Genomic DNA, 13,916 nt, shown 5'->3' on the forward strand with positions numbered 1-13,916 from the left:
GATTGCATGTAAGGAGAGTTTGTGCATGTGAATACTTGCACACAAACTACGGGCGTAGTACAAAAAGGTGATAAAAACATAGGAAATAAGGGGTTTAGGATAAATATAGAAAACTGGCATGATATTTGCATAAGAATATACATGTAGAATACTTGAGCATTGGATATTTAAATACACTGCATGTGAAAGAGAGGTGCAATACCATGCGGACCTTTACGGAAATACTTGATGAGGCTAAAAAGTGTCCCCGCAAAAAAGTTGCTATCGCTGTAGCCCAGGATGGGTCAGTTTTGGAGGCAGCCAGGGAGTGCCAGAGCAGCGGTATAGCGGATGCCGTTCTGGTGGGTGATACTATGGAGATTGCCAGGATTGCCATTGAAAGGAAAGTTGACCTCAATAAATTTGAGCTGATTCATGAAGCCGATGCTGAAGAGGCAGTGAGAAGAGCTGTGCTTATGGTTCATGCCGGGAAAGCCGACATGTTAATGAAGGGCGCTGTACAGTCGCCTGTTATCCTGAAGGCCGTCCTGGATAAGAATATCGGACTGCGCACCGGCAGTGTGCTGACACATGTTGCCGTATTCGAGTCGCCGGGTTATGACAGGCTGATGTTGATGACTGATGCCGGAATGAATATTATGCCAACTTTTGATCAGAAAGTGGATATGGTTAAGCATGCCGTCCATGTGGCAAAAGCCCTTAAGATAGAGCAGCCGAAGGTTGCTGTTATTGCAGGTGTGGAACTGGTTAATCCGGACATGCCGAGCACTGTCGATGCTGCACTCCTCTCCAAGATGGCTGAGAGGGGTCAGATCGGGGATTGTATCATTGACGGACCCTTAGCCTTGGACTTAGCCCTGTCCAAGGAATCTGCCCGTGCCAAAGGTGTGACCAGCCCGGTGGCTGGTCAAGCCGACATTCTCGTGCTGGCCAATATCGATGCGGCCAACGTTTTATATAAAGCCCTGGTTTTCCTGGGCGGGGCCAAAATAACCGGATTAGTCATGGGAGCACAGGCGCCGGTTATACTGACCTCAAGAGCCGACTCCCATGAGGCAAAACTGGTTTCTGTGGCGCTGGGTGTGCTGATGACCAGCAAACAGGAATCCGGAAGCAACAGTAAACGCGACGATAAAAGCCTTAAAGCTGTTTAAGTTGTGTGCAGACACAACTTATTTTTTTAGCAAAGAATCATGGACGTATAAAACAGGTTTTTATTCAGGAGAATAATGTTCGAATAGATTTATCCCGCAAAACACCAATTACTGGGAAGGGTTGTGTTTCTGAAGTGACAAACTATCTCCAGCTTATTATAAATCCTGGCTCCACCTCCACTAAAATTGCCGTATTTAAAGATGTTGAGCCTGTTTATGCGGAAACGATCAGGCACAGCGTTAAGGATCTGGAAAGGTATGCCAAAATAATTGATCAGTTGGAATATAGGCTGGTAATTGTAAGAGATAATATTAAAAATTCCGGGATTGATGTCAGTGAGCTGAATGCGGTTGTGGGCAGGGGCGGTCCTCTTAGACCGGTACCGGGGGGAACCTATCTGGTTAATGAAAAAATGCTTCAGGATATGAGAGAGGAGCGGCGCGGCTCTCATGCTTCCAACCTGGGGGGAATGATAGCACATGCAATTGCTGCAGAACTTAATATTCCGGCCTTTATCGTGGATCCGGTCTCTGTTGATGAAATGGAGCCCATAGCCAGGATTTCCGGGATGCCGGACAACCCCAGGGAAAGCCTGTTCCATGCGCTGAATCAGAAGGCTGTCGCCAGAAGGGCCGCAGAGGAGATGGCCAGAGACTATACGGATGTTAACTTAATTGTGGCACACCTTGGGGGAGGCATATCTGTCGGCGCTCACCGCAGAGGACGCGTTATTGATGTGAATAATGCCCTTCCGGGTGATGGGCCGTTTTCCCCGGAACGAAGCGGGGGTGTGCCGGCAGGGAAGCTGGTGGAAATGTGCTACAGTGGGCGGCTGTCCAGAGAGGAAATGAAGAAAAAACTAGTTGGCAATGCGGGATTGGCGGCTTACCTGGATACCAATGATGCTGTGGAAGTGGAAAAAAGGATTGACAATGGAGATGAGGAGGCAAAGCTGGTATACCGGGCAATGGCTTACCAGGTCTCCAAGGAAATTGGGGCCTGTGCAGCAGTACTTAAGGGCAATGTTGATGCTATCATCATTACCGGAGGGATAGCATACAGCAGCACGCTGGTTAAATGGATAGAAGAACGGGTTGGTTTTATGGCCCCTGTCAGGCTGTATCCCGGTGAGGATGAAATGCAGGCTTTGGCCTGTGGCGGGATAAGGGTACTTTCGGGCGCTGAATCCGCGAAAACTTATTAACAAATATACACTTATGCTTTATAATAGTAAGGGTGGTCAAATATGTCCATCCTTATTTCCTGTTCGGGAAACCTGGGGGAGCTTCGCGAAAAGGGGATAAGAGTCTGTGTCGTCTGTTTATCGATGGTAAAACACTGCAAACCCTCCATTTATATAATGCGGGGGTTATTTGAATTTAAAGGGTCCCAAAATGACACCGAAGGGAGGACTGTAAATGGCAAAGGGAAGAGCTATTATCTGTGAAGACCGGTGCAAGGGCTGTGGACTCTGTGTTACCGCATGTCCCCAGAGACTGATAGAAATATCAAATAAGCTGAATGTATCCGGGTTTCACCCGGCGGTGGTAACAGATTATGAAAAATGTAAAGGGTGTGCCTTGTGTGCGTTAATGTGTCCTGATGTTGCAATTGAAGTAGAAAGGGAGGAGAAATAGATTGGGTAAAGTACTGATGAAAGGAAATGAAGCAGTCGCAGAAGCAGCTGTCCTGGGCGGATGCAGGTGTTTCTTTGGTTACCCGATTACACCACAGAACGAGATTCCCGAATATCTGGCAAAGAGGCTGCCGGAAGTCGGGGGGATTTTTTTGCAGGCTGAAAGTGAAATATCGGCAATAAACATGGTATTTGGCGCCGCCGGCTCGGGAGCCCGGGTAATGACATCATCGTCAGGCCCCGGGATCAGCCTGAAGCAGGAAGGGATCTCCTATATTGCAGGAGCTGAGCTTCCCTGTGTAATCGTGAATATGGTCAGAGGAGGACCGGGGCTGGGCAATATCGGCCCTGCGCAGTCTGATTACTTCCAGGCCACCAAGGGAGGCGGTCATGGAGATTACAGGCTGATTGTGCTTGGACCGGCTTCAGTTCAGGAGCTTGTGGACCTGACCATGGAAGCCTTTGAACTGGCAGACCGTTACCGGAATCCGGTGATGATACTGGGGGATGGTATACTGGGCCAGATGATGGAACCGGTTGAATTTAAGGTTAAGGAAATTAAGAGTGGTCCCGAAAAGCCATGGGCTACCACCGGCGCCAAAGGCAGGACAAGAAATCTGATTACATCTCTGTATATAGTTCCAGAGGATCTTGAAGCACACTGCAGGAAGCTGAAGGCAAAGTATGACGGTATTGCAGCTGTAGAAAAAAGACATGAATCATATTATGCTGAAGATGCTGAAATAGTACTGGCCGCATATGGGACAACAGCGAGGATATGCAAGGCTGTTGTAGACCAGGCCCGGGAAGATGGTATCAGGGCAGGACTCATCAGGCCGGTGAGCCTGTGGCCTTTCCCTGACGAGCCGTATTACAGGGCTGCCGACCATGCCGAAGCCTTCCTGGCAGTTGAAATGAGCAATGGCCAGATGGTGGAAGATGTACGTCTTTCTGTAAATGGGAAGAAACCGGTCCATTTCCTGGGCAGAACAGGCGGGATAGTGCCAACAAAGGCCGAGATTTATGCTGAAGTAAAAAAAATAGCTGCAGGGGGTGTTCGCTGATGGCAGTTAAAAAAGTGTTTACCAGACCTGCCTCAATGACTGACAGGATAATGCATTTCTGTCCGGGATGCACCCATGGCATTATCCAGCGCCTGGTGGCTGAGGTGATTGATGAATTAGGTATCAGGGAAAATACTATTGCCGTAGGTCCTGTGGGGTGTGCTGTTTTCTGCTATGACTACTGGGATGTTGATTTTCAGCAGGCTTCACACGGGCGGGCGCCGGCAGTAGCCACCGGAGTCAAAAGAGTACACCCGGATAAGGTTGTCTTTTCCCTGCAGGGTGATGGTGATATTGCGGCTATCGGGACTACTGAAATTGTACACGCTGCTGCCAGGGGAGAGCAGATCAGTTGTCTCTTTGTAAACAACAGCATTTATGGGATGACTGGGGGGCAGATGGCCCCTACAACAATAGTAGGGCAGAAGACTACAACAACTCCTGAAGGCAGAGACAGCAGCAGAGCCGGTTATCCGGTGAAACTTACCGAAATGCTGGCAGTGCTTGACGGGGTGACATATTCTGCAAGGGTATCAGTACACAACCCGGCTAATGTTATTAAGGCAAAAAAGGTGATAAAAAAGGCATTTGAGATTCAAATTAAAGGAGAAGGCTTTGCCATTGTGGAAATCCTCTCGACCTGTCCGACTAACTGGGGACTGTCACCTGTCGCTTCTATAAAGTGGCTGGAAGAGAATGTACTGCCATATTTCCCCATTGGAGAATTCAAAACACCCGGGGAGGTGAGCAGGTAATGCTCGAAGAGCTTATAATCGCCGGTTTCGGGGGTCAGGGTGTCATGTCGATGGGGCAGCTGATCACTTATGCCGGCATGATCGAAAACAAAAATGTAGCCTGGATACCCTCATATGGCCCGGAAATGCGCGGGGGAACAGCAAATTGTGCTGTTACCGTATCTGACCGGGAGATCAGTTCACCGGTAGTTACTGAACCCTCAACTGTCATTATAATGAACCAGCCTTCGCTGAAAAAATTCCTGCCGCTATTGAAACCGGGAGGTCTTCTGCTGATAAACAGTTCTCTGGTTACTGCAGATATCCCCCGTGATGACCTGAGAGTATTGGAAATACCGTCAAATGAACTGGCCAATGAAAAGCTTGATAACACCAGGGTGGCCAATATAATTATTCTTGGGGCCTATATCGAGATTACTAAAGTGGTTACAATTGACTCTATAGTTGAATCCCTGAAAAAAGTGCTGCCGGAACGCAGGCATAACCTGATTCCGTTAAACAGACAGGCCATGGAACTGGGGGCCGAATTCGCCAAACAGGCAAATATATAATCGATAGATTAGCTACTCCAAAGCAATAAGTACTCCAAAGCTGTCTGCATAATTTAGCAGGCAGTTTTTTTCTTGTGCGTAAAGATAACTGCACACTTCCCTTGAGCAGAGTCTGGTTATTCCTTGATTATAATGGTATAAAAGGTTTGGCATAAAAATTGCATTATAAATATAGTGAAACAAGACCCTGTCATGGAGGTGGATGGGAATGTATAAATTCCACGAGCTGCGAAACCGGGAATCCGGGTATTTTGGCATTATCAAAAAATATTGCCGGGAAATGTTTCATTGTTCGGCCAGAGACATTGATTCACTGGTTAGCAAACTGCTGCTGGGTGATACCGAAAAAATCAAAGCACATGTGTTATACACTGAATGCCTCGGCGAATTGGCCGGATTTGTAATCTTTTATTATTACCCTAAAAACAGAGTAGGCTTTATTGATGCTCTGGTAATTCTGGAGAATTACCGCAATCAGGGGATAGGTTCGCAGTTATATTGGCGGATGGTGGATTTTTTAAAGGACCGTTATCCGGAGTGTACCGGTCATATCCTGGAACTCTGCCAGGAGAAGGACCATTATTTAAAAAGAAAGGCATTTTTTCTGAAGCTGGGCTGTATTCCGCTGGACCTGGATTTTTTCCCTCTTGACCCGGTCATCGTTCAATCGAGTATCCAGCTCCTTTACCATCCTTACAGGTTAAACCTTAACTATTCACTGGAAACAATGGAAAGTATTTTTATGGAAATGGCCACAGACCTGCTGCACTGACAGACAGACGCGGGTTAGGAGGTGAAAAATAAAGGCCTTAAATATAAATTGGGGGGAGAAATTAATGGTGGATTATCAAGTACTGCTGCCGTCACAGGGTAAACACAATATGGAAAATTATGATAAGTTTGCCGAATCATTTACCTGGGAGAGTGTGGAGAAGGAGTTTAGCTGGTATACAACCGGGAAACTAAACATTGCCTATGAAGCAATTGACCGGCAGGTGGAGGAAAGAGGAAGGGGGAAGGAAACGGCAATACTGTATTGTGACAGAGATAAGGAAATAAAAGTCACCTTTGCCCAGCTGCAGGAGCAATCCAACAAATTCGCCAATCTGCTGCTGAAACTGGGAATAAGCAAAGGCGACCGGGTATTTATCTTTATGCCCAGAACGCCGGAACTGCTGATAACTTTTGCCGGTATCGTGAAAATTGGGGCTATTGCCGGACCGCTTTTTGAAGCCTTTATGGAAGATGCGGTTCGTGACCGGCTGGCAGACAGTGAAGCGGTGGCGATCGTTACAACTCCGGCGTTGAAAAACCGGATTCCCCGAAGCGGCTTAACCAACCTCAGACATGTAATTGTTATTGGATCTGATGAAAAGGACCTGATGTCAGGTGAAATATGTTATGAGAAGGAAATGGCGGAAGCCTCAGATAAATTAACTCCGGTGTGGGTGGATCGAGATGACCCGATGTTTCTTCTTTATACTTCAGGGTCTACCGGGAAACCCAAAGGTGTCCTGCATACACATAATATCATGCTGGGACAATTGTTTACCCTGAAATATGTACATGACCTTCGTGAAGACGATGTTTTCTGGTGTACTGCCGACCCGGGGTGGATAACGGGTGTTTCCTATTCGGTATGGGGGCCTTGGCTATTAGGTAAGGCGACTATCATCAGAGGCGGACGTTTCAGCGCCGATGAGTGGTATGGTACTATTGAGAAGTACGGGGTAACAGTATGGTACAGCGCTCCCACTGCATTCAGAATGCTGATGGCAGCCGATGAAGAGCTGGTAAAAAAACACAATCTGTCCAGCTTAAGGCACATCACCAGTGTGGGAGAACCCTTAAACCCCGAGGTTATTATGTGGGCTATGAAGGTTTTCGGGGTCAGGATTCACGAAACATGGTTTATGACGGAAACCGGTGTAAATATGATTTGCTGCTACCCCTGTATGGATATCCGGGTAGGTTCCATGTGTAAGCCGATCCCCGGTGTGGAGGCCGCTATAATAGATGATGACGGCAATATCCTGCCACCTATGCGTATGGGAAACCTGGCCCTGAAAAAGGGGTGGCCGGGCATGATGAAAGAAATCTGGAGGAATCCGGAAAAATACAACGAATATTTCAAGTATGACCCCTGGTATGTTTCCGGCGATTCTGCCTATATGGATGAAGATGGATACTTCTGGTTCCAGGGCCGGGTAGATGATGTAATTAAGACCTCCGGGGAACGGGTGGGACCTTTTGAGGTGGAAAGCAAGCTGGTGGAACATCCGGCTGTGGCTGAAGCCGGGGTCATCGGCAAACCTGACCAGGTGCGGGGTAATATTATTAAGGCGTTTATTTCCCTGCGGGAGGGATTCGCCTGGTCACCTGAGCTTGCTGAGGAGATTAGAAATTTTGTGAAGACGGAATTGGCTGCACATGCGGCGCCAAGAGAAATTGAAGTCAGGGATAAATTGCCCAAGACCCGCAGCGGCAAAATCATGCGCCGGGTGCTGAAGGCTGAAGAAATGGGGCTGCCCACAGGCGACCTGTCAACCTTGGAGGATTAACCGAAGAAGTAGGGATGGTTTATGGAGAATGCGTTACTTGAGGCCATTATCCGCTGTACATATGATGCAATTACGGTAGTTGACGAAAAAGGGAACGGTATCCTGATTAACCCGGCTTATACCAAAATTACCGGCCTTATGGAAAATGATGTCCTCAATAAATCGGCGTCAGTTGCCGTTACTGAAGGGGAAAGTATGCATCTAAAGGTATTGGAGACACAAGAGCCTGTCCATGGTGTCAGGTTAAAAATGGGACCGGCCAAAAAGGAAGTTGTAGTTGATGTAGCCCCTGTTATCGTGAATGGAGAACTCCGGGGCAGTGTTGGGGTAATCCATGATATTTCAGAAATTAAACGACTGTCAGAAGAACTGGCTGATGCCAGGGACTCAATCAGGCACTTGCAGGTTAAGTGTTCCTTTAAGGATATTTTAGGTGTCAGTGACGCAATGAAGGCGGTACTTGAGCAGGCCCGCAGGGCTGCCGATACATCTGTAACCATCTTAATCAGGGGTGAAAGCGGCACCGGCAAGGAATTGTTTGCTCATGCGATTCACAATGCCAGTGAGCGGCGGCAGGGGCCATTTATCAGGGTAAACTGTGCGTCAATCAGCCCTACACTTTTGGAAAGCGAGTTGTTCGGATATGAGCCGGGAGCTTTTACCGGTTCATTAAGGGGCGGCAAGAAAGGTTATTTTGAAGAGGCCGATGGTGGTACACTACTGCTTGACGAAATTGGCGACCTCAATATGGGTCTGCAGGTCCGTTTGTTACGGGTGCTGCAGGAACGGGAAATTGTCCGGGTTGGCGGGACTGCACCCATTCCGGTTAATGTCCGGGTGCTGGCTGCTACCAATGCCGATCTGGAACACAAGATAGACAAAAATGAGTTCAGGGAAGATCTTTACTACAGGTTAAATGTGCTGCCTATTTTGGTGCCGCCTTTGCGACAGCGGCGGGCCGACATTCCTCTGCTGGCAGCTCATCTGATAAAAAAGACAGCCGGTGATTTTGGTCGGAAGACGCCACGGATATCGCCGGAGGCCCTGCAAATCCTGTTTGCTTACAACTGGCCGGGCAATGTCCGGGAACTGGAAAATGCCATCGGAAGGGCAATGATTTCGATGACACCGGTTGATGAAATTATCCTCCCGACATATTTGCCACCTCTGGGGGTTAACGTCCCTGCCAGGCGCACAGAACTCAGGGAGGTAATTGGTGAAGTGGAAAGAATGCTGATTCTCCAGGGACTTGCGGAGAATCAGGGTAACCGTACAGTTACCGCCAAACAGATGGGAATATCCAAAAGAAGCCTCTATAACAAGTTAAATAAATATGGCTTGATCTAAGCAAGCCTCCTCATGGAAACCGGAAGCGCCTTCAGACAGCGCTGCCGGTTATTTTTTATGTCGGGTAGTTGGACCTACCGGTATGGTGTAGGTGATGTATTCGCTTTACGAAGCATTTCCAGCAGAAGAAGCGCGCAGTCTGGCTAAGGGCTGGAAATCCAGGGTGGGCCGTTTAATTTAATGGGATGAAGGTAATTATACTTCGTAAATAGGGCATAATTATGATATAATTGACTCACAGAGAATAAAAGGAGATGAAAATTATGCCTCAAATTATTCCAATTAGGGACTTAAAGAAAACCAGTGAACTATCGGAATTGTGTCGTAAAGCGAAAGAACCTGTGTTTATAACGAAAAATGGCTATGGGGATATGGTTATCATGAGCATGGAGACCTATGAGAAAACTATGTTAATGAATGATATATACAAAAAGTTAGATGAAGCAGAGCAGTCTATTGATAAAGGTGAAGTAATGGATGGATTTGAATCTTTAAGAAAAACAAGAAAAAAATATGGCTTATAAACTTGTCATTTCAAAAGAGGCTCATAAGGATATTGATGATATTGTTCATTACATTGCTGTAGAACTTGCAAATCCCACAGCGGCCGCAAGTTTTCTTGACGATGTAGAGAAAAGTTACATCGAGGTTGTAAATAACCCACGCATGTATAGCCGATGCCAGGATGCTAGACTCGGTAGAGAAGGATATCGAAAAATTGTTATCAAGAATTATCTTGTACTATACCGTATTGATGATGAAGCAAAGAAGGTTTTTATTGTTAGAATAATTTACGGTGGCAGAAACTATCCTGAGTTTATTTAAACAACTATTCCAACTTTATTTTGTTGACACTATCAACTCCAGACAGATAGAGTGAGGGCAACATTTACATCAGTGAAAAGGCTGTTTGCAACGGGTTTACCAAACATAGTAGTCCCGGATGGGTAAGTATGCCGGCCCGGCGGTCGTCGGCATCATAAATATAGACTTTGTTGCCAACTCTGGTTATGTTGCGATTTGTGTCATACTCGTAAGTTATGGAGTTGACCCCAGTCATCTGGTTATTTTACGTACTTTAGACATAAACTACACCATATGGCCAAGACCATGAATAGTACCTCGTGGCAAGTTTAAAGTCCTTTTTTTTTTACTAACCACTTAGTGAGCTTATTCATAGCTTTTGAGGCTAACCATATTCCAACATACCATTCAACATACCCCCCAGCTAGCATTGAAATTCCCATTGCAACCAAGGCTCCCCACATGATTTTCACCCATATTCTGTTGTCATATAAGGACTAAACTATCTCCGGTGTTTTTGAAATTTAAAAAATATTGTATACTGGAATAAAACAAGAGGAGGCGGGTCGATTGCAGTTCGCTGTGGAAAAAGATAAAGGTGTACTTGAACAGGTGGATAATCTGCTTTATGAAGTGCTGTGGAAACCGCGCGGGATGCCTAATGTCCGCCATCAGTTCGACAAGGGAGAGGCTGAGATTATTTTTACGGCGCGGGAAGGCAACAACGTAGTTGGCGCTTTTGTGGTGATTATTTATAAAGACAAAACTGCTGAGTTAAGGCATGCTGCTGTTCTTCCGGAGTACCAGGGACAAAAAGCGGGCAAAGGCCTATGGAATGAAGCGCTTAAATATATTAAGGCTGAAGGAATTAACTCAATATATGTCTATGCCCGCAATACCGCCATTGGATTTTGGGAAAAGACAGGATTTCGGGCTGAAACCGACTGGCTTGACCATGAAGCCTTTGCCGGTAGTGGAATCAGATTCAAAATAATGTTTTTTGATATAAAGTAAATTCTGCATATAACGATTAAATATAATATAAGTATGGAGGGGGCAGGTCAGGTGTTTTTCGGTTCATTTAGGAAGAAAACCGTCAGGGAACTAAGAAAAAACCAGTGTCTAACAGCCAGGGAGCTGGCGGAAAAGGTAAAAGTGGATACCGCAAAAATACTTAAGATAGATAATATGAAACTAAAGGAGGTCCCGGAACCGCTACAGTCGGCAATTACCCCGGTGCTGCAGGGGGATCATATTGATAAAATTCCCTGGCTGTAGCCAGTGCAGGAGAAATGCAGGGTCATTGACGAATTCTTTAGTAGGTACATAAAAATGCGTATGCAGGAAAAGATAAAGTGGTAAAAATTACATGTTTGGGGGATCTTATGGTAAACAGAGACAGGATTTTGGATGAATTTATCAGGCTGGTGAAAATAGACTCACCTACCATGTACGAGAGGGAAATAGCCGATTACCTGAAGGGCAGACTGATCGAAAATGGACTTGAAGTTTATGAGGATAAGGCAGGAGATGCTATCGGCACTGAGTGGGGAAACCCGGCGGGAAACCTGATAGCATCTCTTAAAGGCACGGTTAGTGAGGCGCCGGTAATTCTCCTGTGCGCACATATGGACACCGTCGAGCCGGGGCGCGGCGTAAACCCCATTGTCAGGGACGGCGCTGTTTATTCGGACGGCACTACCGTGCTTGGCTCTGATGATAAGGCCGGCATAGCCGCTATCCTGGAAGCCATTCAGGTATTGAAAGAACAGGGTGTTCCTCACGGGGACATCGAAGTTGTATTTACAGTTGCCGAGGAAGGCGGATTGAAAGGCGCTAAAAACCTGGACCATAAGAGACTAAGGTCTCAGCTTGCCTATGTCCTTGACTGTGACGGCGCAGCCGGAACAATAATTACCAGAGCTCCTGCTCAGTACCGGATAAAATCAAGTATTATAGGAAAGGCGGCACATGCCGGAATAAGCCCTGAAGACGGTATCAATGCAATCTATATTGCCTCCAAAGCAATATCACAGATGCAGCTAGGCAGGATTGACAACGAAACTACTGCTAATATTGGCGTGATTTCAGGCGGGAAAGCTACCAACATCATTCCTGATTTGGTCAACATCGAAGGTGAGACCAGGAGTATTGATACGGAAAAACTGGAGAGACAAACAGACCGGATAGTTGAAATCCTGGAAGCAACAGCCAGAGAATATGGAGCACAGGTCACAGTTGAAAAAGATTTTTTATACCCCAGGCTTAAGCTCGAAGTAACAGATACCGCTGTTCTTATTGCCATGGAGGCTGCTGTGGCCATGGGCCAGAAGCCGGTCCCGGTAAGCACGGGAGGCGGCAGTGATGCCAATATTCTCAATGGGTATGGGATTCCTACAGTTAATTTGGGGATAGGGATGTCTAAAGTGCATTCGACCGAGGAATTTATCACCATCGACAATCTGGTGTTGAATGCACAATACCTTGTGGAGATTATCAAAAATACAGCCAAAAGAAAGGCATAAGCACATATAGTCGAAAAAACATTAAGGCGCTGAAAGCGGGTGAAAAATTGATTAGAATCCGCCAGGGGAAGGTAACCGAAATTGTCGAACGCAAGCGGGGAGTTACCGAAATAAGAGTTGCAATTCCAATTGAAGGAGAAAACCAGGGGGAAAACCAGGGGGAAAACCAGGGAGAAAACCAAGGGGAAATCGCCAGGGCGATTAACTATGATTTTATGACAGGACCTGTGCAGATAGGGGACTCAGTTTCGCTGAATACAACTGCTGTCCACAAAAAGCTGGGCAGTGGCGGGCAGCATTTTGTAATGGCAAATTTCAGCGTGAAGACAAAAGACATTGATGAAATTGGCCATATCATGAAACTGCGCTACACCCCGATGCAGGTGAAGTGTTTTAGTGTGGAAGAGGAGCTTAATCCCGCAAGACCCAAGATTGAAGATTTCAAGTCAATGAAAAAAACGCCGGTTATTGTGGGGACACTCCACAGTATGCTGGCTCCGGCAGCGGCTGGGGTTAAGGCGGCAAGCCGGGGCCGGCTCCGGGTGGCGTATGTGATGACAGATGGGGCAGCCCTGCCGCTGCAGATGAGCAAAACAGTGGCGGAACTAATAGATAAGGGGCTTATTGATGCTACCGTAAGTGTGGGACATGCCTTTGGCGGTGATTTTGAAGCAGTAAATATTTATACCGGGCTGATTGCGGCCAAACAGGCTGCCCGGGCAGATGTTATTATCGTTACCATGGGTCCCGGGATAGTAGGCACAGGCACTAAATATGGTTTTACGGGTATTGAGCAGGGGGAAATAATTAATGCGGTCAATATTCTGGAAGGCAGGGCGATTGCCATTCCCAGGATAAGTTTTGTTGACCCCAGGGAACGGCATACCGGTTTAAGTCATCATTCGATTACGGTGTTAAGTAAAATTGCCATAACCCCGTGTGTTGTCCCCATACCGGTCATGGACCCAATTAAGGAAGACTACGTAAACAAGCAATTATTAAAAGCAGGGATTTCCTTTGACCATGAGGTAATTACCGAAGATGGCAGCTCGGCGCTGAGATTCCTGATTGAAAAGGATATTGTGGTGACAACTATGGGAAGGACCATGAGCCAGGACCGGGAATTTTTCCTGGCTGCAGGGGCGGCCGGAGTCCTGGCTACCAGATATGTGGTTTTTTAGGGGGCCAGGTCATCCAGCAGGGCTTTGACCGTGTTATAATTCGCTGCGTGTTCCCGCAGGCGTTCCCTGAGTTCGGAGACCGTACCGAATATATATACCCGGTCACTGTAAATGAATTCCCTTAACATATGGAATACCTCCTTTGCCGGGCAGAAAAGTTCTGCCAAGCTTGTTTTCAACAAAGGTATATATAGTGTATTCACCTTACAGAGAAATTATTAGCGACAAATTTACTACTATTATGCTCTCGGAAATAACCGTGTAATCTGGTGAAGTGCGGAAAAGCGGTACAATAGCTCACCGGATTACATCTGCGGTTATTTCCGGGAACAAATTT

The 13,916-nt window shown here is 46.7% G+C and carries 16 protein-coding genes; 15 read left to right on the top strand and 1 reads right to left on the bottom strand.

What is annotated here, in order from left to right:
- Nucleotides 1-203 precede the first annotated feature (203 nt).
- From Ga0451573_RS12940 to Ga0451573_RS13010, 15 genes are all read left to right on the top strand, one after another.
- Nucleotides 204-1,154, top strand: coding sequence for a phosphate butyryltransferase (locus Ga0451573_RS12940; RefSeq protein WP_231684547.1), 951 nt, complete (start codon nt 204-206; stop codon nt 1,152-1,154).
- 134 nt (nt 1,155-1,288) lie between these two features.
- On the top strand, nt 1,289-2,359 hold the full coding sequence (gene buk / locus Ga0451573_RS12945; protein WP_231684548.1) for a butyrate kinase: 1,071 nt from the start codon (nt 1,289-1,291) through the stop codon (nt 2,357-2,359).
- A 214-nt stretch (nt 2,360-2,573) separates the two neighbouring features.
- A complete protein-coding gene (locus Ga0451573_RS12950; protein ID WP_231684549.1) occupies nt 2,574-2,792 on the top strand; it encodes a 4Fe-4S binding protein in 219 nt (72 codons plus the stop codon).
- Between the two features lies 1 nt (nt 2,793).
- A complete protein-coding gene (locus tag Ga0451573_RS12955; protein WP_231684550.1) occupies nt 2,794-3,855 on the top strand; it encodes a 3-methyl-2-oxobutanoate dehydrogenase subunit VorB in 1,062 nt (353 codons plus the stop codon).
- Nucleotides 3,855-4,610 carry a thiamine pyrophosphate-dependent enzyme gene (locus tag Ga0451573_RS12960; protein WP_231684551.1) on the top strand — a complete coding sequence of 252 codons (756 nt, stop codon included), beginning with the start codon at nt 3,855-3,857 and terminating at the stop codon, nt 4,608-4,610. Before Ga0451573_RS12955 ends, Ga0451573_RS12960 begins: the two co-directional genes overlap by 1 nt.
- Complete coding sequence (locus tag Ga0451573_RS12965; protein WP_231684552.1) at nt 4,610-5,161, top strand: 2-oxoacid:ferredoxin oxidoreductase subunit gamma family protein; 552 nt, start codon at nt 4,610-4,612, stop codon at nt 5,159-5,161. Before Ga0451573_RS12960 ends, Ga0451573_RS12965 begins: the two co-directional genes overlap by 1 nt.
- Before the next feature lie 208 nt (nt 5,162-5,369).
- Nucleotides 5,370-5,933 (top strand): GNAT family N-acetyltransferase, encoded by a 564-nt coding sequence (locus Ga0451573_RS12970; RefSeq protein WP_231684553.1) that lies wholly within the window; start codon nt 5,370-5,372, stop codon nt 5,931-5,933.
- 64 nt (nt 5,934-5,997) lie between these two features.
- Nucleotides 5,998-7,722 (top strand): acetate--CoA ligase, encoded by a 1,725-nt coding sequence (gene acsA, locus Ga0451573_RS12975; protein ID WP_231684554.1) that lies wholly within the window; start codon nt 5,998-6,000, stop codon nt 7,720-7,722.
- Between the two features lie 21 nt (nt 7,723-7,743).
- Nucleotides 7,744-9,069, top strand: a complete 1,326-nt coding sequence (locus Ga0451573_RS12980) for a sigma-54 interaction domain-containing protein (protein WP_231684555.1) — start codon at nt 7,744-7,746, stop codon at nt 9,067-9,069.
- A gap of 263 nt (nt 9,070-9,332) precedes the next feature.
- A complete protein-coding gene (locus Ga0451573_RS12985) occupies nt 9,333-9,593 on the top strand; it encodes a type II toxin-antitoxin system Phd/YefM family antitoxin (protein WP_231684556.1) in 261 nt (86 codons plus the stop codon).
- Nucleotides 9,583-9,894: a type II toxin-antitoxin system RelE/ParE family toxin gene (locus Ga0451573_RS12990; RefSeq protein ID WP_231684557.1), complete on the top strand. Its 312-nt coding sequence runs from the start codon at nt 9,583-9,585 to the stop codon at nt 9,892-9,894. The genes Ga0451573_RS12985 and Ga0451573_RS12990 overlap by 11 nt, the downstream gene beginning before the upstream one ends.
- Nucleotides 9,895-10,443: 549 nt before the next feature.
- Complete coding sequence (locus Ga0451573_RS12995; RefSeq protein WP_231684558.1) at nt 10,444-10,887, top strand: GNAT family N-acetyltransferase; 444 nt, start codon at nt 10,444-10,446, stop codon at nt 10,885-10,887.
- A 51-nt stretch (nt 10,888-10,938) separates the two neighbouring features.
- Nucleotides 10,939-11,151, top strand: a complete 213-nt coding sequence (locus Ga0451573_RS13000) for a transcriptional regulator (protein ID WP_231684559.1) — start codon at nt 10,939-10,941, stop codon at nt 11,149-11,151.
- Nucleotides 11,152-11,258: 107 nt separating this feature from the next.
- On the top strand, nt 11,259-12,398 hold the full coding sequence (locus tag Ga0451573_RS13005; protein WP_231684560.1) for a M20/M25/M40 family metallo-hydrolase: 1,140 nt from the start codon (nt 11,259-11,261) through the stop codon (nt 12,396-12,398).
- A gap of 47 nt (nt 12,399-12,445) precedes the next feature.
- Nucleotides 12,446-13,579: a DUF3866 family protein gene (locus Ga0451573_RS13010; protein WP_231684561.1), complete on the top strand. Its 1,134-nt coding sequence runs from the start codon at nt 12,446-12,448 to the stop codon at nt 13,577-13,579.
- Here the strand turns inward: Ga0451573_RS13010 and Ga0451573_RS19845 are convergent.
- Nucleotides 13,576-13,707 (bottom strand): hypothetical protein, encoded by a 132-nt coding sequence (locus tag Ga0451573_RS19845; protein WP_269438264.1) that lies wholly within the window; start codon nt 13,705-13,707, stop codon nt 13,576-13,578. The genes Ga0451573_RS13010 and Ga0451573_RS19845 overlap by 4 nt on opposite strands.
- Nucleotides 13,708-13,916 lie beyond the last annotated feature (209 nt).

Origin of the sequence: Phosphitispora fastidiosa, assembly GCF_019008365.1 — a bacterium.
Classification (GTDB): domain Bacteria; phylum Bacillota; class Thermincolia; order Thermincolales; family UBA2595; genus Phosphitispora; species Phosphitispora fastidiosa.